Origin of the sequence: Alcaligenes sp. WGS1538, assembly GCF_043187505.1 — a bacterium.
Taxonomy (GTDB): Bacteria; Pseudomonadota; Gammaproteobacteria; order Burkholderiales; family Burkholderiaceae_B; genus Alcaligenes.
Genome location: NZ_CP171109.1, coordinates 2,896,323 through 2,917,945 on the forward strand (window position 1 = coordinate 2,896,323; position 21,623 = coordinate 2,917,945).

23 protein-coding genes are annotated in these 21,623 nt (G+C 65.9%); 13 read left to right on the forward strand and 10 right to left on the reverse strand.

What is annotated here, in order from left to right:
• Nucleotides 1–250: 250 nt before the first annotated feature.
• The gene (locus ACF3ND_RS13415) at nt 251–1,285 is read left to right on the forward strand and encodes an Rpn family recombination-promoting nuclease/putative transposase (protein ID WP_394061217.1); all 1,035 of its coding nucleotides are present in this window, start codon (nt 251–253) and stop codon (nt 1,283–1,285) included.
• A gap of 18 nt (nt 1,286–1,303) precedes the next feature.
• Here ACF3ND_RS13415 and ACF3ND_RS13420 read toward each other — a convergent pair whose 3' ends face one another.
• The 3 genes from ACF3ND_RS13420 to ACF3ND_RS13430 are packed head-to-tail and all read right to left on the reverse strand — an operon-like array spanning nt 1,304 to nt 2,864.
• A complete protein-coding gene (locus tag ACF3ND_RS13420) occupies nt 1,304–1,972 on the reverse strand; it encodes a type II secretion system protein J (RefSeq protein ID WP_394061218.1) in 669 nt (222 codons plus the stop codon).
• Nucleotides 1,969–2,370, reverse strand: coding sequence for a type II secretion system minor pseudopilin GspI (gspI, locus tag ACF3ND_RS13425; RefSeq protein WP_394061220.1), 402 nt, complete (start codon nt 2,368–2,370; stop codon nt 1,969–1,971). The genes ACF3ND_RS13420 and gspI overlap by 4 nt, the downstream gene beginning before the upstream one ends.
• Nucleotides 2,367–2,864, reverse strand: a complete 498-nt coding sequence (locus ACF3ND_RS13430; protein WP_394061222.1) for a GspH/FimT family pseudopilin — start codon at nt 2,862–2,864, stop codon at nt 2,367–2,369. The genes gspI and ACF3ND_RS13430 overlap by 4 nt, the downstream gene beginning before the upstream one ends.
• 137 nt (nt 2,865–3,001) lie before the next feature.
• On the opposite strand from ACF3ND_RS13430, the gene ACF3ND_RS13435 reads away from it, so the two are divergent.
• Together ACF3ND_RS13435 and ACF3ND_RS13440 are read left to right on the forward strand one after the other, a co-directional pair.
• On the forward strand, nt 3,002–3,439 hold the full coding sequence (locus ACF3ND_RS13435; protein WP_394061224.1) for a hypothetical protein: 438 nt from the start codon (nt 3,002–3,004) through the stop codon (nt 3,437–3,439).
• Nucleotides 3,440–3,758: 319 nt separating this feature from the next.
• Complete coding sequence (locus ACF3ND_RS13440; protein WP_394061226.1) at nt 3,759–4,367, forward strand: transposase; 609 nt, start codon at nt 3,759–3,761, stop codon at nt 4,365–4,367.
• Between the two features lie 35 nt (nt 4,368–4,402).
• Here the strand turns inward: ACF3ND_RS13440 and ACF3ND_RS13445 are convergent, their stop codons facing one another.
• The 4 genes from ACF3ND_RS13445 to ACF3ND_RS13460 all read right to left on the reverse strand — a co-directional run bounded on the left by ACF3ND_RS13445 (nt 4,403) and on the right by ACF3ND_RS13460 (nt 8,615).
• Nucleotides 4,403–5,779, reverse strand: coding sequence for an MFS transporter (locus ACF3ND_RS13445; protein ID WP_394061228.1), 1,377 nt, complete (start codon nt 5,777–5,779; stop codon nt 4,403–4,405).
• Nucleotides 5,776–6,834, reverse strand: a complete 1,059-nt coding sequence (locus ACF3ND_RS13450; protein ID WP_394061232.1) for an MBL fold metallo-hydrolase — start codon at nt 6,832–6,834, stop codon at nt 5,776–5,778. Before ACF3ND_RS13450 ends, ACF3ND_RS13445 begins: the two co-directional genes overlap by 4 nt.
• Nucleotides 6,835–7,039: 205 nt before the next feature.
• Nucleotides 7,040–7,516: a cupin domain-containing protein gene (locus ACF3ND_RS13455; RefSeq protein WP_394061234.1), complete on the reverse strand. Its 477-nt coding sequence runs from the start codon at nt 7,514–7,516 to the stop codon at nt 7,040–7,042.
• Between the two features lie 97 nt (nt 7,517–7,613).
• Nucleotides 7,614–8,615, reverse strand: coding sequence for an AraC family transcriptional regulator (locus ACF3ND_RS13460; RefSeq protein WP_394061236.1), 1,002 nt, complete (start codon nt 8,613–8,615; stop codon nt 7,614–7,616).
• 242 nt (nt 8,616–8,857) lie between these two features.
• On the opposite strand from ACF3ND_RS13460, the gene murI reads away from it, so the two are divergent.
• Nucleotides 8,858–9,733 (forward strand): glutamate racemase, encoded by an 876-nt coding sequence (murI, locus tag ACF3ND_RS13465; RefSeq protein ID WP_394061238.1) that lies wholly within the window; start codon nt 8,858–8,860, stop codon nt 9,731–9,733.
• Here murI and ACF3ND_RS13470 read toward each other — a convergent pair.
• Both ACF3ND_RS13470 and ACF3ND_RS13475 read right to left on the reverse strand, forming a co-directional pair.
• On the reverse strand, nt 9,724–10,653 hold the full coding sequence (locus tag ACF3ND_RS13470; RefSeq protein ID WP_394061240.1) for a BMP family ABC transporter substrate-binding protein: 930 nt from the start codon (nt 10,651–10,653) through the stop codon (nt 9,724–9,726). The genes murI and ACF3ND_RS13470 overlap by 10 nt on opposite strands.
• Nucleotides 10,650–11,648, reverse strand: coding sequence for a Bug family tripartite tricarboxylate transporter substrate binding protein (locus tag ACF3ND_RS13475; protein ID WP_394061241.1), 999 nt, complete (start codon nt 11,646–11,648; stop codon nt 10,650–10,652). The genes ACF3ND_RS13470 and ACF3ND_RS13475 overlap by 4 nt, the downstream gene beginning before the upstream one ends.
• Before the next feature lie 491 nt (nt 11,649–12,139).
• On the opposite strand from ACF3ND_RS13475, the gene ACF3ND_RS13480 reads away from it, so the two are divergent.
• The 9 genes from ACF3ND_RS13480 (at nt 12,140) to ACF3ND_RS13520 (ending at nt 20,380) form a co-directional block, all read left to right on the forward strand.
• Nucleotides 12,140–12,772, forward strand: a complete 633-nt coding sequence (locus ACF3ND_RS13480; protein ID WP_394061243.1) for a c-type cytochrome — start codon at nt 12,140–12,142, stop codon at nt 12,770–12,772.
• The gene (locus tag ACF3ND_RS13485) at nt 12,772–13,704 is read left to right on the forward strand and encodes a c-type cytochrome (RefSeq protein WP_394061245.1); all 933 of its coding nucleotides are present in this window, start codon (nt 12,772–12,774) and stop codon (nt 13,702–13,704) included. Before ACF3ND_RS13480 ends, ACF3ND_RS13485 begins: the two co-directional genes overlap by 1 nt.
• A 48-nt stretch (nt 13,705–13,752) precedes the next feature.
• Entirely contained in the window at nt 13,753–13,962 is a 210-nt protein-coding gene (locus tag ACF3ND_RS13490; RefSeq protein WP_394061247.1) for a hypothetical protein, read from the forward strand.
• A gap of 154 nt (nt 13,963–14,116) precedes the next feature.
• On the forward strand, nt 14,117–16,195 hold the full coding sequence (locus tag ACF3ND_RS13495; RefSeq protein WP_394061249.1) for a LamG-like jellyroll fold domain-containing protein: 2,079 nt from the start codon (nt 14,117–14,119) through the stop codon (nt 16,193–16,195).
• A 20-nt stretch (nt 16,196–16,215) separates the two neighbouring features.
• Entirely contained in the window at nt 16,216–16,410 is a 195-nt protein-coding gene (locus ACF3ND_RS13500) for a hypothetical protein (RefSeq protein WP_394061251.1), read from the forward strand.
• 22 nt (nt 16,411–16,432) lie between these two features.
• Complete coding sequence (locus ACF3ND_RS13505) at nt 16,433–18,607, forward strand: phosphocholine-specific phospholipase C (RefSeq protein WP_394061253.1); 2,175 nt, start codon at nt 16,433–16,435, stop codon at nt 18,605–18,607.
• 169 nt (nt 18,608–18,776) lie between these two features.
• Nucleotides 18,777–19,436, forward strand: a complete 660-nt coding sequence (locus ACF3ND_RS13510; protein WP_394061255.1) for an RNA polymerase sigma factor — start codon at nt 18,777–18,779, stop codon at nt 19,434–19,436.
• An 87-nt stretch (nt 19,437–19,523) separates the two neighbouring features.
• On the forward strand, nt 19,524–20,045 hold the full coding sequence (locus ACF3ND_RS13515) for a DUF4142 domain-containing protein (protein WP_394061257.1): 522 nt from the start codon (nt 19,524–19,526) through the stop codon (nt 20,043–20,045).
• 11 nt (nt 20,046–20,056) lie between these two features.
• Complete coding sequence (locus ACF3ND_RS13520; RefSeq protein WP_394061259.1) at nt 20,057–20,380, forward strand: cupredoxin domain-containing protein; 324 nt, start codon at nt 20,057–20,059, stop codon at nt 20,378–20,380.
• A 39-nt stretch (nt 20,381–20,419) separates the two neighbouring features.
• Here the strand turns inward: ACF3ND_RS13520 and gspF are convergent, their stop codons facing one another.
• A complete protein-coding gene (gene gspF / locus ACF3ND_RS13525) occupies nt 20,420–21,622 on the reverse strand; it encodes a type II secretion system inner membrane protein GspF (protein WP_394061261.1) in 1,203 nt (400 codons plus the stop codon).
• Between the last annotated feature and the right edge of the window lies 1 nt (nt 21,623).

The following is a 21,623-nucleotide window of genomic DNA, read 5'->3' on the forward strand; positions in this document are numbered from 1 at the left end:
GGACACGCTTCAGCCTCAAGGGCCTCAGGAAAACCGTCAATTTGAACTACTCCGGTTTTTGACAGCAGTTCACAGGCCTTCGGGCTTTAGGCTCTGACCGTCCAACTTTTGAGGGTCAGTTCAAATTGGCGGTTTTTTTATACATGGCTATCCGTAGTTTTGCGATGGACAAATGCCCTGTCCGGCATAAGCCGGATCAGAAACAATACGTCATGCTGAGGCGGTATCCACTATCTGCACGTTCACCGCCATGACTCTGCTCGATGCCAGCTATCGGCGACTGTTCAATCACCGCAATCTACTGCAGGATCTGTTATGTACCGTATTTTCGCCCGATGTGTGTAAACGCTTGGACCTGGACGGAGCGCTTCCTCTGTCCCCGGCCTATGTAGGCCCGGCCATGCAAGTCCGCCAGGGGGATCTGGCCTGGAGCGTCCCGCCCCGTGACAACGATGATCCCATTTTGCTGATCGGCATCGAACACCAGTCCCAACCCGATTACCTCATGGCATTACGCGTCGGCACCTACAAGCATCTGCAATTGGAGTCTTTTGCCCAACAGCATAGGCCCAGGACACCGCTGCCTATACCCGTCATGCTGGTGCTAAACAGCGGCAAACAGGCCTGGACCGCCTCCACCCGCAGCCAAGACCTCTTCCCAGCGCTCGCGCCACCGTGGCCCATCGACCACATTCCTCAGCAAGCTTATTGGCTTATTGACCTTAAAAAACAATCTCTTAACCATTCATTGCAAGCAAGCAGCCTGTTCGGCCTGATCTGCCGGATTCAGCACAACCAAGGGCTGGCGCACTTGAGCGAGCTGATGCAGACTGTCCTGGACGCCCGCCCCGATCCGAGCCTACTGCGCGACCTGGCCGCCTGGATCAACCAGGCCATCCTGCCGCGCTGCCTGCCCAATCTGGATTTTCCCCGCCACCTGCACTTGAAGGACATACGCGCCATGCTTGAAGACAACTCCGACTCCTGGCTGCACCAATGGGAAGCCCAAGGCATTCAAAAAGGCCTGGCCCAGGGCTTATCCCAAGGGCTTTCCCAAGGACTCTCTCAAGGACTCTCCCAAGGGCTGCAACGCGGCCTGCAAGCCCAGCAGAGCACCTTGATCCGCCAGCTACGGCGCAAGTTCGGCATCCTGCCCAACCGGTACAAGCAGCAGATCGCCAAAGCCACTTCACGCCAATTGACCACTTGGAGTCTGCTATTGCTGGACGCGCCTACCGTGGACGAAGTATTCCTACCCCCGCCTGCCCCTCATAAGGCGACTTGACAAGTCCAAGCCCGGCCACTAGCGCAAACTGACGACGCTGCTTACCTTCCCCCGTTCCTTGCCGCGCGTATCCAGCTCTATCTCCAGTTCCAGCGCGACGGCCGGCTGACGCTGCATGGTCCCGCCCTTGACCTGCAGCGTCTGCCAGCCTGCGCCGGGCTCCCAGGCGCGCAGACGCCAGCGCAGGCTGTCCGCAAGCACGCGCCCCGCGTCCTGATGCCTGGGCTCGGGCAAGGGATAGCGCTTGCCGGCAGCGCCGGCGATCCGGTACAGGCCGTCGCTGCCCTGCCACCACTGCACGCGCTGCCAATAGCCTGGCCGGCCGTCCACTGCGCGCACCATCTCCAGCACCCACCCGTCCGCCCCTCTGCGCTGCAAGAGGACGCTGGGAGGCAGGAACAAGGGCGCAGGCGTCTGCGCCGCTCCGCCGGCCTCGGTGGCGACCGGGGGAAACAGCCAGCCCTGTTCGGAAAACTCGGTTCCGGCCCGCCATTGCACATCCCGCTCGAACTGCTCCAGCACGGCCAGCACGGCCTGGATACGCATGCTGCGCGCCTCCAGTTCGCCCTGCGTACGCTGCAGGCTGTCCAGCGAGCCCCAGGTCATCAGGCTGAGAACGGCCATGACGACCAGGGCCACCAGCACTTCGATCAGGGTCAAACCCCGCTGCCCTGCGGCAAGGTTCATGGCGATGCCTCCCTGGCGAGCTGCGTCTGAAGCGTGACCAGACGGCGCCGTTCGGGCTGCTGCGCATCGACATGAATGGTCAGGAACAACAGCCCAGGCGCTGCCGGCCTCAACTGGCTGTGGCATACGAACCGCCAGCCCGCCTGCGGACAAGGCTGGCTGTCCGCTCCCGGCTTCAAGGGCCGGACGCCCGCCTGCCACTGCGCCAGCGCATTCCGCGCCGACAACATGGCCAGGCTCTTCTGCTCCAGGTGCTCGACATTGTCCGTGGAATGCAGCCCCGTCCTGGCGAATGCCGCCAGCGCCACGCTGACGATCACCAATGCGACCAGGACCTCCACCAGGGAAAAGCCTTTGTCCAGGGCGGGCCGGCCGGCTCCAACCGCAGACAGGTTCACGGCACCACCCGAAACTGGCCGTCGGCGTCCCGGCGAACCGCCACGCGGCTTCCTTGGCTGCTGAGCTCGATCTCCCACGTCTGCCCCAGCGGTTCGGCCGTGAAGCGCAGCGGCAGCTCGCCCTGCACGACCGGATGCCCGCTATGCCAGGAGCGTTCGCCAAGCAGGCTGTCGGCGGGAAATGGCTCGCGGGCGATTCCGGGTTCCAGGACGGGCCAGCCACCCCTGTCCGGATCGCGCCAGCGTCGGCGTGTAAAGCCTTCTGTCCGGGCCTGCGGCTGCCAATAAATGATGCGCCCGTCCCGGCGCGCCTCGGCTTGCGCGACACTGAAACGCTGGATCAGTTCACGGGCGTCGCGACGCAGCTCGCGGCCGGGGTCCGGGGCGGCGCTGACCATGACGGCCGCCGTCGCAATGCCCACGATGACCAGCACGACCATCACTTCCACCAAGGAAAAGCCCCTGGCCCGGCTGGGCGTGAAAATAAGCTCCATGTGCGGACCCCGATGAAAACCTGATGACGCCAGATTAAAGTCCAAATATGGCATTGACATGAAACGTCCACAATGCGCTGCTATAGATATGACCAGGAGAATGAAAAACGGAAATCACGCAAACCCCAGGCATAGATATGAGCAAAGAAAGAAACAACCGATATATCATCCCCATGCATGCGGCAGGAATCATCATGACTCTAGGTTTGACTTACTGGGCCCTGGCTCCCGGGCCGATGCATAGGGCCGTCCCTGAAACGGTTTCCGTCGTACCGGACACCGCCGCAAGCGCCGCGGGAGACGCCGTTGGCCAATGGTTCCGGAAAGGCCCGGTACGCCTGGACCTGGAATTCAAGGGCTTGATAGAAAACGACAATCAACGGGTCGTGCTGGTGTCGCTGAATGGCCAGCAAGCACAAAGCTTCAAGCTCGGGCAGGAACGGCCGCCCGGGCTGGCGCTTCAATCCGTGGAAAAGGATCACGCGGTTTTCACGTATCAAGGCCGGCGGGTTTCCGTGCCGTTTCCGGCTTCGAGACCCGCCGGGGACGCGGGTCTTATCGAGCGCAGACAATAAAATATCGCTCGATAAAATCGACCCTTGAATAATTTATTTTCACTTATGAAAATAAAAAAATTAAAAAGAAACATTAAATCGGGATTAAAAGAGAATGACATTAACAATTCTGTCATTCACAAAAACTAGAATTCCCAAAGCCCGCTTTAATCACAGGCAGGTGAACGACAACCGCCACAACAAGGCGCAACGTGCAAACGGCATATTTTCTTCAGGACTCCCGGGGGTTTGGGGAAGAACCCATCAAGGGAGCAATGGTTTATCGTTGCCGGGGCAGGACCCGGAACATGTGCTTTGCTGTTGCATCAAGGGGAAACACATGACGCGCAGGATCTTGCCTTACGCCCGCACCACCATGACGGAACTGGATGCCAGACTGGCCAGATTCTGCGAAGTGGCTCAAGGGGTGCCGCTTGCCGTGGACCGGCACAATATGCCCTACGTCTGGGTCATCGGCCATCCCATCTGGTATTCGCTGGACCAGATCAATGGCTATCTGCCCGCCAGCCACCCGCTCAAGGCAATGAAGGAAACCGTGGATGCCGCGCTCTACACGCATTGGCCGCTGCATCAGGACGCGGCCGCCAAATGCAAGTCCTCGCTGACGCCCGGCCAGCTGTTCAAGTGCTGGTTCCTGCACATTCTGTACTCCTTCGAATCCGAAGACAGAATCATCCAGCACATCACCTACAACCTGCTGTTTCGCTGGTTCATCGATTACGAATGGGTGTCGGACCCCTTGCCCGAGACTCTGGCGTTCGAGCACGACATACGCTTGATCAGCAAGGACCTGCGCGCCGCGGAACTGGCCCGTCACTGCCTGGCCAGCCATCCTTTCGGCGCGTCCGACAGCGTGGAGTTCCGCATCAACCACGGTTTGCTGCACCACCTGAAACAGGCGCTGGACCAGCAAGACTCCCTAGGCTGATCGCCCGCCGCCGGCGGGCAATCAGCACGCCGGACTCAAGGATGGCCAGGGCGCTCGTCCTGGCAAGCATGCCAGCGGCGCAGCAGCGCATCCGGATTCAGAACGGCCACGCATCCCAGTCCCGTCACCAGCAAGTAGCAACCGATGAACCAGAATGCGCTGTGTATGCCGCTGTCCATCGAGACGCCCGCCATGCCCGGCACATAAGCCGCCTTCTGCATCAGGTATCCCACCATCATGGGCGACACCACCCCTCCCAGCGAGGCGACGCCCGTCAGGACCGCCATGACGGCGCCGCGCTGGCGGGCCGCCACGCAGTAGGCGACCGTCGCGGGCGCCAAGGGAAAGATCATGGCCAGGCCCGCCGCCAGCGTCAGGACGGCCACCGCCACATAGCCATCCAGCCAGGGCAGCGCCAGGAAGGCCAGGCCGGAAGCGGCCAGCGTCGCGCCGAACATGGCGCCCAGCGCCCAGCGCACGGACGCGCCGCGCCGCATGGCCCGCCGCGACAGCACGCCCAGCACGAACAGGGCAGCCGCTCCCATCAGCCACGGCAGGGTGGACACCAACCCTATCCACTCGGGCGATAGGGCCACCACGGACGTCAGATAACGGGGCGACCAGGTCGTCAGAAATCCCTGCGCCCAGAAACAGCCGGCGCCGGCCAGCGTGGCCACGATGAACATGGGCGATAGAAAGACCCGGCGCAGGCAAGCCGGCGGCACCTGGTCATCCAGGGCGCTGACGGCAGCCTGCGGCTTGGCGCCTTCGCCTGCCCGGCCGCAAGCGGCATACGGCCCTTCGCGGCTGAGCACGGCCCACGCCAGCGTCCAGCCCAGCCCCGTCACGCCCATGAAGCCGAAGGCCCAGCGCCACCCCCAGTCGGGATGGGCGATGATCCAGGCCAGCAAGGGCGCAGCCACCAGAGGGCCGAGCGTCGAGCCCATGGCCACCAGGCTGCTGGGCAGGCCTCTGTCCGTGGCGGGAAACCACCCCTGGACGTGCTGCAGGGAGATCGGCGTGGCAGGCCCTTCGGCCGCGCCGAGCACGATGCGCGTTCCCAGCAGCAAGGCCGCGCCGCCCCCCAGCAGCATGGGAAACTGCAGCACGGCCCAGGCCAGCCCCATGGACAAGATGATCCAGCGGCTCTGTATCCACCCCGCCAGAAAGCCCACCAGCACCGCCGACAAGGCGAACAGAAAGAAAAAAGCGCCGCCGATGAAGCCGAATTCGCCGGGGCTGAGCCCCAGGTCCCGCATGACGGGCTCGGCCACCAATCCCAGAATGGCTTTGTCGGCAAAATTGATCATCTGGAACAGCACCAGCATGCCGGTGATGATCCAGGCCCTGCGCACCAGGCCGGCATGGGCCGGCGCCGCGCGCGTATCCGGATTCAAGGTCAGGGCAGTCATGCGTGGGCCCTCGCCAGATGTTCCGATTCGGCTTCCTCGACCTGGACGCCGACCCGATAGCAGTCATTGTCCTCGGCGATGGACACCGGCCCGCCGAAATCGCGCCGCGCCGCCTGCAGCATCTTGTTCAAGTCGGCGGCGCCCGGCACATTGGGCACGATATGGTGCAGCACCAGCTGCCCCACCTTGGCCTGGGCCGCGACCTTGCCCACGACATCATAGGAAGTGTGCGACTCCTCCAGGTGCACGGCAATGCCGTCGCGGGTCGGGCCTGGCGGGAACGTGGCCAGGATGGCGTCCAGGTCTATGACTTCATGCAGCAGCAGGTCCGCGCCGCTGGCCAGTCGTATGCAGTTGCGCGAGAACGTCGTGTCGCCCGACACGACCACCGAACCGTATCGGGAATCGAAGCGATAGCCGAAAGCGGGATAGCACAGGCGATGATCGACCAGGATGGCGGACACGCTCACGTGCTCGTCTTCATGGATGAGGAAGGGTTCCATTTCGGGATGGCGATTGTCCACGGGGTCCGCCGGCACATGGCCGGGCACCTGGATGTCGTGCGCCTTGATCCAGTTGTAAGGGCTGGCCCGCCCTTCGTCGGCCATGCGGATCACCACGTCCGAGGCGAAGACGGAATCGATCAGGGCATGCACCATCTGGCGGGTGCCCGCCATGGCATGGCCGGCCGTGCAGCAATTCACATGCCGCAGATGCTCCTCGTTCAAGGCAGGCGCGCGCGGCGGCTTGGCCGGGCCATAGATGTGGACCTCGTTCTGGAACGATTCGCCCGGCACCTGCCAGCCGGTCAGCAGGTAGGAGCCCAGGTCGTAGATGTGGTCGGAATGATGATGCGTGATGAAAATGCCGCGCAGGCTCTCCCAGCCCAGATGATTGCGGTAATGGCGGATGCTGCCCATGCCGCAGTCCACGATGTAGGTCGCGCCGTCCACGCATACCGCGGTGCAGGTTCCCGCCCGGGTGCTGGACACGATGGGACCGCCGCCCGTGCCCAATGTATAGACGCGCATTCCCTGATTTTCTTGTGCAGCCATGATGTCTCCTGTGGACGGCGTGCGGCCGCCCTCGATGTCGTTATTGGTACGCGGTTCCGTTCAGGACGGAACTGTCGTCCAATCTACCGGCGCCCTCCCTGGCCCGCTATGCGCAATCGGGTGGGACGCTATGCGCTTTTTCGGCATGGTTCCGCAAAAAAAAAAACAGCCCCTCGCGGGGCTGCACGCTGACCGGACGACGGCCTCAGACCCGCATCCGCGCATGGAAATCCGGCACCTGGGACGGCTCGGCGAAGAAGATGCTGCGCACGCGCGACAGCTCCACCACTCGCGCCGGATCCTTCTGCTCATGCAGTTCGGAGAACAGGGTCGAGAGCTCCCCTGCGGGGCTGACCCAGAACAGCGCCCGGCAAGGCTTGTCGCCGGCGATCCGGTAGCCGTGCACGGACCCCTGGGGCCAGCACACGCTGTCGCCGGGACCGACGCGGGACCACTGGCCGTCCATGAACAATTCATATTCCCCTTCCAGCACGTAGACGTGCTCGTCCTGATTGCCGTGGCTGTGGGGCGGCACGAAGGTGCCGGGAGGATCGACGGACAGCCAGGCATAGCAGGCCTGCGTGTCGATGCGCGGCGTGTAGGCGTGGCCCAGCACGTTCCAGGTCACGCCTGGCTCGGAATCGGTACGGGAATGGGCTGGCGCACGGGCAATGTCTTGCATGATGTCTCCTTGGCTCGGTGCGTCGTCTCAAGCGCGACGCCTGCCCATCATGCTGGCGGCAAGCCGCCGCTCGCGCTATGCGCTTTTTCCGCGATGTTCATGCAGTTGCTGGCAGCCCCGCCGGCAGGGCGCCGCGATGCGCCAGGGTCTGCGAAGGCAGCTCGCCGAAACGCTGCCGGTATTCGCTGGCGAAGCGCCCCAGCTGGGCGAAGCCGCAATCCATCGCGATCGAGGACACCGTCTCGGTGCGCCCGGCCTGCAGCAGGCGCTGGCGCACATGCTCCAGGCGCAGGCCCCGGTGAAACGCCACCGGAGACTGACCGCAGAATTGCTGGAAATCCCGGTACAGGCGGTCTCTGGATACCCCAGCCAGATCGGCGATGGCCGCCAGCTCCAGCGCCTGTCCCGCCCGTTCGCGCAGGCGCTCCTGCAAGACCGCCAGATACGCGGGCCGGGAGTCATGCGTCCGGAACAGCGCCGCCGAATAATTGTGGGGCTGGCTGTACAGCAAGGTCGTGATCAATCCCGTCTCGAAACTGCTCCAGACATCGGGCAGGTCGCACAGGCCCTGCTCGTCATCCAGGGTGTCGCGCAAGCGCTGCAGCAAGGCGAACCAGTCGCGGGCTCCGCCCCGCAGGTCCATGCGGGTGTCGAAGACCAGGGGCTCGCCCAGGCTGCGGCCCAGCAGCGTCTGCAAGCGTCCCTCCAGGGCCCCTCGTTCTATGCGCAGCATGATCTTGCTGCATTGTTCGGACAGAGCCATGCGCACTGGCTGAAAGGGAGAAATGATGACGCCCACCCCCGGCTCGGAGACGAAGCGACGCGCGCCCGTATCGATCAGCTGCTCGCCCTCCAGCGGGATGCCTATGCAATAACTGTGCGGAAGGTGGTCGATCTGCACCGTGACCGCATCCGTGTAGCGGATCCATCCGGTCGTGATCCGCCCCACCGTCGTGCCTTGATGCAGCAGCTCCAGTCCATCAGGCTTGCCCACCCGCAAGCCATGCGGACCGTTCAATGCCTGCATCCACGCCACTGCCTCGTCGATACCGCGCAATCTGGCCGAGAACGGCCGTCGCGCCATGCCTGCCTGTTGCATCGTTCCTCGCCTCCTGTCCGGGTCATCGTGCTGCGTCAAGGCGCCTGTCCGCGGCCGCCGCGCCGCAGAGACGATTTTTCTTTTTTCGATGATGCGATGCGGCGCAGCCGCAAGGTATAAGGACTTGCCCTAGTTCAAGCTTAAACAATCTCCTCGCTGTCCTTGGGCATCCTCTTACCCCCGGCTAGCAAACACGCGATAATACGGGCTTCGTTCCGGCGTTCTTCCTTGTCTTGCACACCATGACTTCCTGCACGGGCCGTGTCAGCGCAACCGCGCCCATCGGCATATTCGACTCCGGCGTCGGCGGCCTGTCCGTCTGGCGCTCCATACGCCAGGCCCTGCCAGGGGAAGATCTGCTGTACCTGGCGGACTCGGGATGCGCGCCCTATGGCGACCGGCCCGCCGGATGGATACAGGCGCGCACCGCCCTGCTTGCGCAGTACCTGCTGGATCAAGGCTGCAAGGCCATCGTCATCGCCTGCAATACGGCCACCATGGTCGCCGCTTCTTTGCTGCGGGCGCGCTTTGCCGTCCCCATCATCGCCATCGAGCCGGCCGTCAAGCCGGCCGCCGCCCTGAGCCGCAGCCGCTGCATCGCCCTGATGGCGACCAGCCGCACCATGGACAGTCCGGGTCTGCAGCAGCTCGTACGCCACCACGCAGCCGGCGTGGACGTGATCCGCATTCCTTGTCCCGGTCTGGCGGACCGGGTGGAAGCGCTGCAACTGGACGGCCCCGAACTGGAGCAGGAACTGCGCATGCGGCTGGAGCCCGCGCTGCAGAGCCGCGCCGACACGCTGGTGCTGGGCTGCACGCACTACCCCTTCTTGCGTCCCGCCATTGAACGCCTCAGCGGGGGCCGTTTCCAGATCATCGAACCCTCCTTCGCCGTGGCCGCGCAGGTTCGCCGGCGCCTGCACGAAGCCGGCCGCCTGAGCGCCCGGGACCATGGCGGCCGCAGCGACTTCATCAGCAGCGCGCCCCTGGATCAGGCACAGCGCGTCATCGCCGCGCTGGCCGGCCTGCCCTTCGCCCTGGTCCAGTCCTTGCCGGAACTGGAGATCGGCGATGCGGCCGGCGCACCCGTGCCGGCCGTATCCTTGGCTCAAGCCTGAGACACGACGGAAAAAGGACTTTCCTCGCCCTCGAACCGGGTTTCCAGCACGAGTTCGCCGGCCAGGAGCCGCTGGGACCAATCATCGAGCACGGCGCGCTCGGCCGCGTTCAGGTCCGGACCGGTGGCCAGCCGGACCACGTCCGGGTTTTCCAGCCCGGTCTGAATGCGCTGCCCCAACGCCAGCCTGCCCTGGACGAAATCCAGCACGGCCTGCTCGATGGCCCAGGCCGAGTCCGCCACGGCGGACGCCCAGTACAGCTGGGGATCGGTTTCGACCCAGTTGCGCACATTGGCGATCTGGCGCAAGCCCCTCTCCCGGCACACCGCATCCACGCCCTCACGGCCGCCATCCATCATGGTGAACAACACCTGCACGCCGCGGTCCGCGAAGTAGCGGGTGTTGCGCACAGCCAGCTCGACATCATGCTGGTTGCCATTGAAGCCCGTGTGCCGCAAAGGCTGCCCGGACTGCAGACGCACCCCCTGGGCGAACGCGGCCCGGCCCGCCAGGCCCGGCCGCACCGGGTCGCCGGACAAGTGGGCGATCCGCTCCGGCTCGTAGCGCGCCGCGCTCAATACGCCGGCCAGAAAGGCCGACTGTTCCTGCAGGACCTCGTAGTTCGCCACATTCGGGGCCAGGAAATGCCCCTGCGTGATCACGAAGGGCAGCGCCGGGAAATCCGCAGCCGCCTGGGCGACCGGCCCGTCCCCCTGCCCCCCATGCGCCACGATCAGGCTCGGCCGCTCGCCGGCGATCTCTCGCAAGCGCTCCGCGCGCCGCCCGGGATCGCGCTCGGCCACCCACGTCAGGACGGCGGGCACGCCCTTGTCGTGCAGCCTGGCCTGCGCGCGTTCGGCCGCCTCATTGAAACTGCCCCGCCCCGGCTGGCCAAAGGCCACGATGACGATCGCGCTCATGCCTGCGCCTCCTTGCTCTTCAACTGGCTGACCACCGGGCGCCACTGCTCGGCTTGCCGGGCCACGTAGGACTGGAACTCGTCCGGGGTCTTGGACGCCAGTACAAAGCCTTGCTGCTCCAGCTGGGCCCGGATGTCCGCCTTGGCCAGCACCCGTTCCACCGCCTGGTGGAAACGCTGCACGATGGCCGGATCCAGGCCGGCGGGCGCCGAGACGCCCACGAAGTTCTCCGCCACCAGGGATTCATAACCCAGCTCCGTCACTGCCGGCACATCCGGCGCCTGGGCCACGCGTGTCGGCGCCGTCACGGCCAGCAGACGCAGCTGGCCGCTTTTCAGGAAAGGCAGATTGGCGGGCAAGGCGTCCACCGCCACCCGGATCTGGCCGCCCAGCAAATCGGTGCGCATCTGGCCGGCCCCTTTGTACGCCACATGCTCCAGCCGCACGCCGGCCTGGCGGGCGTACAACTCGCCCACGACGTGCGCCACCGAGCCCAATCCGCCGCTGCCATAGTGGACAGGCTCCTTCTGGGCGCGCAGCCAGTCCGTCAGCTCCGCCAGCGTATGCACGGGAAGGGACGGATGCACCAGCACCACGGTCGGCACCGCGCCGATATAGCTGATGTGACTGAAGCTGGACCGCGCATCGTAGCGTATGTGGTCCAGCAATGCCGGGGCGATGGACAAAGGCGCGGAATTGGACATCAGGAAGGTGTAGCCGTCCGGCGCGGACAGGGCCACCTGCGCGGTGCCCAGCGTGGAGCCCGCCCCCGGCTTGTTTTCGACGACGATGGGCACGCCCAGTTCCCTGGACAGATCGGCCTGCAGCAGGCGGGCCACCAGATCGCTGGCCCCGCCCGGCGGGAAGGCGACGACCAGCCGTATCGCTTGGGCAGGCCAGGCGGATTGCGCCAATGCGGGCCGCGTCAGCCCGCCGAGCAACAGGCCGGCCGCCAGGCCCGCGAAACGACGGCGCCCCTGATTGATTCTTCGCATGCATGTTCTCCGTGTAGCCGCATTGCGGGGATGGCGTTTTCTGGCGGATTGTCCGCTGCATCTCCCGGGAAAAACATGCTAGAGAGGCCCGGCCGCCAAGCAAACGATCGATCCGTGCTGACCTTATGCGGACCCCGGGCTTAACCATATGAAAAGCCTGGCTATTTGCAAATTTCCGTCAGGCGCGTTCCGCCGCATGACCATACACAACCGTACATTTTGAGCGCCGGATGGCGCGAAGCGCACGCCGTTCCGCCCAGGCTGTTTTCCGAATCATTCCTTATTTGTCAAGCGCTTAGCGCTTAGGCTCCGAATCAACTGTCCTATATAAGAATTGGAAATTTGTATATGACTTACATAAATTTGGAGCTTAAAATGAGGGTGATAACTGATTGGGAGAGAACAACATCATGCAAAAAACATGGCAAAAACTGGTCCCGGCAAGCCGGGGCCTCGTGCTCGCCTTGTCCCTTGCAAGCAGCGCGTCCGCCATGGCGGACGAATTGGTCGAACAGGGCAAGGCATTGGCGACGTCCGGCAGCGGCAGCGTCCTGGCCTGCGCAACCTGTCACGGAGCCCAGGGTGAAGGCAACGCCGCCGGGGGCTTCCCCTTTCTGGCCGGCCAGGGTGCCAATTACCTGGCCGAGCAGCTGGAGCACTTTGCCTCGGGCAAGCGCAGCAACCCCATCATGCAGCCCATCGCCAAGGCGATGACGCCCGAACAGATCAAGGCCGTATCGGCTTACTTCACGCAATTGCCCGCGCCGCTGGACAAGAACATGCTCAGCGCCCACCTGGACCTGTACCCGGCGCAGGAGCAGCTTGGCGCCTGGATCGCCAACCGCGGCGACTGGAACAACAACATCCCCGCCTGCATCCAATGCCATGGTCCAGGCGGCGTGGGCGTGGGCGACGCCTTCCCGGCCCTGGCCGGCCTGCCCGCCGCCTACATCACCGAGCAGCTCAAGGCCTGGCGCGACGGCAAGCGCGACCCCGGTCCGCTGGCTCTGATGGGCGAGATCGCCAAACGCATGAACGACGAGCAGATCAGCGCGACCTCCGACTACTTCGCCAAGCTGCCCGCCAACCTGAAGAATCAAACCGTCACAGAGGGAGCCAAGTAATGACCCGCACTCTCACCCTCCGACTGCGCACTCTCGCCCTGGCCTGCAGCCTGGGCATGGCCGGCCCGGGCGTCGCCCACGCCGTGAACCTGGGCGATGCCGCGCCCGCCTTCACGCCGCCCGACGCCCACAGCATTCCCGACAACGACTTCGGCAAGGCCGTGCTCAAAGGCCAGGAAATCTTCCTGAAGACGCCCCAGAATGCCGCCAAGTTCGTGGGCAACAACCTGAACTGCGTCAGTTGCCACATGGACGCCGGACGGCGCGAGAACGCCTCCCCCATGTGGGCGGCTTATGTCCTGTATCCCGCCTACCGCGCCAAGAACGGCCACGTCAACACCTTGGCCGAACGCCTTCAGGGCTGCTTCCGTTACAGCATGAACGGCCAGATGCCGCCCGCCGACGACGAGACCATCGTGGCCCTGGAAAGCTATATGTACTGGCTGGCCCAGGGCGCGCCCACCGGCGTCACGCTCAAGGGCCAGGGCTTCAAGCGCCTGCCCCAGCCGGCGCAGAAGCCCGATTACGTGCGCGGCGAAAAAGTCTTCGCGCAGAACTGCGCCCTGTGCCACGGCGCCGATGGCGCGGGCCAGGAAGTGAATGGGCACATGGTGTTCCCGGCGCTGTGGGGCGACGGCTCCTACAACTGGGGCGCCGGCATGCACAGCATCCCGACGGCGGCCGCCTTCATCAAGGCCAATATGCCGCTGGGCAAGGGCGACAGCCTGACCGACCAGGAAGCCTGGGACGTGGCCTATTTCATGAACGCCCATGAACGGCCCCAGGATCCACGCTTCAAAGGCTCCGTGGAAGAAACCCAGAAGAAGTACCACGATGCCAAGACGGACCTGTACGGGCAGACCGTCAATGGCAAGGTGCTGGGGGCCGGATCCACGCCCAATGGCGGACGCCTGCGCGCCGACGCGAAATAAGCCCGCCTGCGGGCCGCAAAGAACGGGAGCCCAGGCTCCCGTTTTTTCATGGCCAACGCGCGCGCCGCGGCACGGGCACGGCGCCCCATACACGGCTCCACACCCGCCGTCTCGACGTTCAAGCCATTTACTGTTTGGATTTCAAATAATTTTTCCGCGTACAACAAACACGACATCAAACTGCAACAAACCCTGGAAGCCGCGACGGCCGCGGCTTGCGGAGGAACGCTGCCGGGCCGCCTCGGCCTGAACCCATAAAACACAATCCAATCATTGGCGGATTTGCCCTTCTGTTAACGGGGCAGTCATACGCCCTTCCTACACTGCCTGCGTCCTGATCCGATGCCGACTGGGCAGCCCGCCCCACGCACAGTCCGGCCCTCCTTTTTCTTCTTTCAGAACGAGTGGCTGTATGTCCTTACCTGCACTTCCCCCCTTGCCCGGGCGCCGCTTGCGCCAGGCCTGCCTGTCCCTGTCCGCCGTGCTGCTGCTGAGCGCCTGCGGCAGCGGTTCCACCGGCAGCGATGCGCCCGCCGGCCCCGGCCAGCCCGAGCAGCCGGCGCCCGAACCGGGCGGCAAGCCGCAAGCCCTGGGCGGCGCCAAGGCCCTGGTCGTCAGCATCGACGGGCTGACCTACGAAGCCTTGCAACAGGCCCGCCGCGACGCCCGCCATCCCGCGCTCGCTTCCTTGACGGTGGCCCCCGTGCAGACGGGCGGTTACGTGGGCACGGCCAGCGAACAACGCACCCTGCCCGTACCCGGCTGGGCCTCGCTGCTGACCGGCACCTGGGCCGACCAGCACGGCCTGCGCGGCGTCGGCGCCGAAGCGCCGACCCTGGAAGCGCCCACCCTGTTCGCCCTGGCCGCCGAACCCCAGACCGCCGCGGCGGCCGTCAGCACCGGCGACTACCGCCGCCTGCTGCAAGCGGACATCCAGGCCGGGCGCGTGATCGAAGCGGCCAACTGCACGGATTCCGACCCTTGCGTGGCCGAGCAGGCGCGCGACTATCTGCAGCAGGGCAAGTCCCTGGTCCTGGCCCAGCTGCAGGCGCCGGCCCGCGCCGCCGCCGAGCACGGCCTGGGCAGCGAAGCCTACGGGAAAGCCGTGGAGCAATCGCTCGTCGCCCTGGACCAGCTGACCGCCCTGATCGAGACGCGCCGCCAGGCCGAATCCAGCGAGGATTGGCTGCTGATCGTCACCACCGGCTACGGACTGGATGAATTCGGCGGCACCACCGGCTCGCAATTCAACCGCAACAAGACCAGCTTCATCGCCGCCAACAAGGCGCTGCCCTCGCTGCCCGCCGTGGACGGCGTCGTAGCCCCGGACGCCGACATGAATGCGCTGGGCGCCGTGATCGACATCGCCCCCACCGTGCTCGCCCACCTGGGCGCCCTGGGTCCGGACTACCGCTTCCGCGGCACGGGCCTGCAGGCGGCCACCAGCATCCGGGGCCTGGGCTACGAAAAACCGGCCGACAAGAACATCGTGACCCTGAACTGGACCCTGCAGGGCGACACCGACCAGGAGGTGCGCGTGCTGCGCGACGGCCAGCTGGTGGCCACGCTGCCGGCCGGCGCCACCCGGTATGACGACACCCTGCCGGTCTCCGACACGGCGCAGGTCTACTCCTTCCGCTACAGCGTGCAATCGGGCAAGGCCGCCTCCGCCATGCAGGTGCAGGCCGGCTACAAGCCGCCGCCCAAGCTGGCCGCCACCCTGAAGGACGGCCTGGTCAGCTACTACCCCATGACTTCACTGCCCCTGGCGGACGGCAAGGGCGGCAGCACGCTGCAGCCTTCGGCCGCCGGCGTGCCGGCCGGCGCCCTGATCGCCGCCGACTTCCTGGACCCCGCCGCCCCCACGGGCGCGCTGCGCATCCTGGGCGCCAATGCCGACGCCAACGGCCAGCGCGGCTATGCGCTGACCCTGAGCCGCGACGTGTTCTCGCTGCCCAGCGTGCCGCAGTTCACCCTGGGCTTCTGGTTCCGCACGCCGCCCAGCTGCTCCAGCTACGGCTACGGCGCCGCCATGATGGCCAACAAGAACTACGACTCGGGCAACAACCCCGGCTTTGCGCTGGGCCTGTTCAATTCCGGCGGCTGCGACATCCGCTTCAACACCGGCTACGGCGGCGGCCGCAATGAAAGCCAGGGCTACCGCGTCACCCCCAACCAATGGGCCTACGTGGCCGTGGTCATCGACAAGACCGGCCAGGTCATGCGCGGCCACGTCTTCGATCCCGCGCTGGGCGCGCAATTCAGCTCCGTGGCGCTGGAGACCCGCAGCATCCAGGCGCTGGGCGGCACGGGCGCCGGCAAGCTGGGCGTCAACGAGGACGTGACCGGCCAGTACTATAAGCGCTGGAACCCCGGCTTCGACGTGAACATGGACTTCGGCGAACTGGCCATCTGGGAGCGCGCCCTGAGCACGGACGAGCTCACCAGCATCTACGAGTCCCGCAAACCCCTCTCCAGCCTGCAACCCTGATTTCCGACCAAGGACCTTCCATGAACGACACGATCGGTTCCGTCTCCCGCGCACGCCTCAAGCGCGCCGCGGCCCTGATGATGCTGTGCGGCCTGCTGGCCGCCTGCGACGGCGGCGGCTCGACCGGCTCCGTCCCCGAAAACCCCGGCCAGCCCGGCAATCCGGAGACGACGCCCGTCCCCGAGACTCCCAAACAGTTGAAATGCGCCCCTTGACCGCACCACGAGACCAGCAACAATGACTTCACGCCGCACCTTCCTACGCAACGTCACCGGCGCCGGCCTGGCGGCCGGCTCCCTGGCCGCCTTTCCGCCCAGCATCCGCAAGGCCTTGGCCATTCCCGCCAACAACAAGACCGGCACCATCAAGGACGTCGAGCACATCGTCGTCCTGATGCAGGAGAACCGATCCTTCGACCATTACTTCGGCACTCTGAAAGGAGTGCGCGGCTTTGGCGACCGCTTCACCATCCCCCTGCCCAACGGCCGCAACGTCTGGCAGCAGAACGTCAGCAGCACGGAAACCGTGCTGCCCTACCACCTGGACAGCACCAAGGGCAATGCCCAGCGCGTCAACGGCACGCCGCACGCCTGGGTGGACGGCCAGCAGGCCTGGGACCACGGCCGCATGGCCTTCTGGCCCAAGTACAAGCAGCGCCACTCCATGGGCTATTACCGCGAAGCGGAAGTGCCGTTCCAGTTCGCCATGGCCAACGCCTTCACCCTGTGCGACGCCTACCACTGCTCCATGCACACGGGCACCAACTCCAACCGCATGTTCCTGTGGACCGGCACGAACGGCCCCACCGGCACGGGCGAGTGCACGGTCAACAATGCCTGGGACAGCCTGGGCAGCTCGGCGCTGGGCTACGAATGGAAGACCTACCCCGAGCGCCTGGAGGAGGCCGGCATCAGCTGGAAGGTCTACCAGAACCTGCCCGACAACTTCACCGACAATTCGCTGGCCGGCTTCAAGCAGTATCGTCGTGCCAATGAGCAATCCGGCAAACCCGCCAACACCCCTTACGAACCGTCGGATGATGTCGGCAATCCGCTCTACAAGGGCATTGCCAACACCATGCCCGACGGCGGCTTCTTCGAGCAGTTGCGCAAGGATGTGATGGAAGGCAATCTGCCGCAGATTTCCTGGGTGGTGGCCCCGGCGACCTACTCCGAGCACCCCGGCCCGTCCAGCCCCGTTCAGGGCGCCTGGTACACCCAAGAGCTGCTGGACGCGCTGACCGCCAATCCGGAGGTCTGGAGCAAGACCGTGCTGCTGGTGAACTTCGACGAGAACGACGGCTTCTTCGACCATGTGCCCTCGCCCTCGGCGCCGTCCATCGATCCGGCCACCGGCAGGCCCGCGGGCAAGACCACGCTGAGCGACGAGCAGATCGCCTTCGAATACTACAACTACCCCAGCCCGCGCGGCCTGAGCGGCCAGCCGCCCCGCGACGGCAAGGTCTTCGGTCCCGGCGTGCGCGTGCCCATGTATGTGATCTCGCCCTGGAGCCGCGGCGGCTGGGTCAACTCGCAAGTCTTCGACCACACCTCCGTGATCCGCTTCATGGAAGCGCGCTTCGGCGTGATGGAGCCCAACATCAGCCCCTACCGCCGCGCCGTGTGCGGGGACCTGACCAGCGCCTTCAACTTCGCCCGCCCCAACGACGAGCCCCTGCCCACGCTCAAGGGCCGCCGCAGCCGCCAGGAAGCCGACGCGATCCGCAGCGCCCAGGAGCGCCTGGCGCAAGTGCCGCAACCCGTGGACAACCAGCGCATCCCCGTGCAGCAGACCGGCGTGCGCCCCTCGCGCGCCCTGCCCTACGAACTGCACGTCAGCGCCCGCTGCGACAGCAGCAAGGGCGTGCAGCTGCTGTTCTCCAACACCGGACAGGCGGCGGCCGTCTTCCATGTCTACGACAAGCTGAACCTGGACCGCATCCCGCGCCGCTACATGGTCGAGCCCGGCCAGATCCTGGACGACGTCTGGGACGCGCAGGCTGACAACCTGGGCCACTACGACCTGTGGGTGCTGGGCCCCAACGGCTTTCACCGCCACTTCCGCGGCGATGTCAGCGTGCTGGGCCAGCCCGAACAGGCGCGCCCCGAGATCCGGGTCTGCTACGAAATCACGCAGGGCGACGTCTACCTGGAACTGATGAACGGCGGCCAGTCCGACTGCACCTTCACGATCCAGTCCATGGCCTACCGCGAGGACGGCCCCTGGGAAGTCACCGTGCAGGCCGGCCAGCAGGCCAAGCAGTCCTGGGCCCTGTCCTCCAGCGGCCACTGGTATGACTTCGTGGTGCGCAGCAGCAGCGACCCCAGCTACTACCGGCGCTTTGCCGGCCGCGTGGAATCGGGCGCGCACGGCGTCAGCGATCCCGCCCTGGGCATCCCGGCCTATTTGTAAACCATTGATGTGATCGTCCGCGCCTGGCGCGGACTTCCCCCGAAGCGCAAGCCCACCTTGCCTTCGGGGATTTTTTTGGCTTCTTGTCTCCTGCGGGACCCGATGCGCCCCATGGCGATGCGGCCGTCTTGGGCGCATAATGGCTGGGCCTTCATTCCCGGAGCGCCCCATGGATCTTCCAGCCGCCCTGCAGCCCGAATCCGACGAAGCCGCACTGGTCCGGCGCGCCGCGCAGCGCGATGCGCAAGCCCTGCGCCAGATCATGGAAACCCACAACCGGCGGCTCTTCCGGCTGGCCTGCGCCATCGTCCGCGACCCGGACGACGCCCGGGACGTGGTCCAGGAAACCTATCTGCTGGCCTTCAGCCACCTGGATACCTTCCGCGGCGACAGCACGCTGTCCACCTGGCTGTGCCGCATCGCCATCCGCCAGGCCCTGGGACTGAAGCGCCGACAGAACCGCCAGATCCTGGACGAGGACGGCGCCCGGTCCCTGCCCGATCCCGATCCCGGTCCTGAACAAGCCCTGGCCCAGCGCCAAGTGCTCGAAAATGTCGAACGCGCCATCCTCGCCCTGCCCCAGGCCTATCGCCTGGTGGTCATGGCGCGCGCCGTGGAAGGACTGAGCGTGGAGGAGACCGCGCTGCTGCTGGACATACGTCCCGAAGCCGTCAAGACGCGCCTGCATCGGGCGCGCCGCATGCTGGTGCTGGCTTTGCGGGAACAGGACGCGCCCAGGCTGCTGGAGACCTTTCCCTTCGACGGAGCCCGTTGCCACGCGCTGGTCCAGGCAGTGCTGGCGCGGCTCGGGGTAAACCCCGAGCGCTGACCCGTAACCTTGCCTGCGCCCGCGCCATCCAATGGGCGTCCACAGGCCATTCGCCCCGAAGGCCTGGATTTCCCACCGGAGGCTGTCATGCTGATACGCACCACTCTCGCCGCCCTGCTCATGGGCGCGCTTGGCCTGGTCCTGCCTGTTCACGCAGCGGAAAAACTCACCGATCCCCAGATCGCCCACATCGCCTACACGGCCGGCGACCTGGACGTGCAGGCGGCGCGCCAGGCGCTGGACAAGACGCGCAATCCCGACGTGCGCGAATTCGCGCAGACCATGGAACGGGACCACCTGGCCGTCAACCAGCAGGCCTTGGCGCTGCTCAAGGAACTGGGCGTCACCGCGCAGGACAACCCCACCAGTCAGGCGCTGGCCAAGGAGGCCGCCGATCAGAGGGCCGCCCTGGGCAAGCTGGATGGCGCCGCTTTCGACAAGGCCTACGTCCAGAACGAAGTGGCCTACCACAAGCAGGTGAACGCCGCGCTGGAGAGCACGCTCATTCCCGGCGCGCACAACCCCAAGCTCAAGAGCCTGCTTGAAACCGGCCTGAAACTGTTCCAGGGCCACCAGCAACATGCCGAGCACCTGGCAGGCGAACTCTAGGCTGAACAGACATGGATACCGTTCGCCTTTGCCGCCTGCTGGCCGGCGCGCTGCTGGCGGCAGCCGGCCAGCAGGCCCTGGCCGATACGCATGAAATCACGATTTCCAAGCTGGCCTTCACGCCCGCCGTCGTCCAGGCGCGCGTGGGCGACACCGTGGTGTGGCGCAACCAGGACGTGATCGACCACACCGCCACGGTCGCCGGCCTCTGGGACGTGGTGATCCCCGCGGGCAAGTCGGCCCGCCTCGTGCTGGACAAGACAGGAGACCAGACCTACTACTGCCGCTATCACCCCAACATGACCGCGCGCCTGATCGTCGTCGCGGCGCCATGATCCCGCCCGCTCCGGCAAAGCAGCGGCACGCCGCCTGTCCTACTGCACCAGCTGGTTCATCTCGATGATGGGCAGCATCACGGCGAGCACGATCAGCAGCACCAGCCCGCCCATCAGGAGGATCAGCAAGGGCTCCAGCAAGGCTGTCATGGCCAGGGCGCGGCGCTCCAGCTCCGCGGACAGCGTGGCGGCCGCACGGTCCAGCATGGGCGCCAGCTCGCCGGTTTTCTCGCCGCTGGCGACCAGCTGGACCAGCAAGAGAGGAAACAAGGCGCTGCGTTGCAAGGCGGCGGCCAGCGGCAGACCCTCGCGCACGCGGGCGGCCGCCTCGGACACCGCCGCGCGCAGGGCCAGATTGGACAGTGTGCGTCCCGCCGCCTCCAAGGCGGTTAGCAGCGCCACATTGCTGCCCGCCAGGATGGCCAGCGTCGCCGCGAAACGGGCCGTGTCCACGCCCAGCAGATAGGCGCCCAGCACGGGCACGCGCAACAGGCGCCGGTGCAGGGCCAGCCGCACGGGCGGGCGGCGCAGCAGGACGGCGGCCAGGAAGGCCGCTCCCAGCAGCAACAGCAAGGCGGCGCCGCCCCAGTCGCGCACCGCCTCGCTGGCCGCGATCATGATGCGCGTCAGCAGGGGCAACTGCTGCCTGGCCTGGGTGAAGGCGCCCACCACCTGCGGCACCACGTAGCTGAGCAGGAACACCACCATGGCGGCGGAAATCAGGCTGACGATGGCCGGATAGATGAAGGCCGTCAGCACCTTGCCGCGCAGGGCGCCGCTATCCTCGATGAATGCGGCCAGCCGGTCCAGCACCTGCTCCAGCTCGCCGGACTGCTCGCCGGCGCGCACCAGGGCCCGATAAATGTCCGGAAAGTCGCGCGGGTGGTTGGCCAGGGCGTCGCTCAGGCTTTGCCCGGCGCGGATGTCCGAGCGCAGGGCGGCCAGCAGTTGCGCCACGGGCCGGCGCGCGGCCTGCTCCATGACCACGCCCAGGCTGGCCTCCAATGACAGGCCCGCGGCCACCAGGCTGGCCAGCTGGCGGGTCAGCCAGGACAGCTCGCTGCGGCGCAGGCCGGCGCTGCGCGTCAGGGCGGCGGCGCGCGAGCGGCCGGACTTCAAGGAGACCGTCAACAGGCCGCGCGCCAGCAGTTGCTGGCGCGCCAGGCGCTCGCTGTCGGCCTCCAGCACGCCGCGCTCGCTGCGCCCGGCCTGGTCCACCGCTTCATACTGATAGGTTCCCATC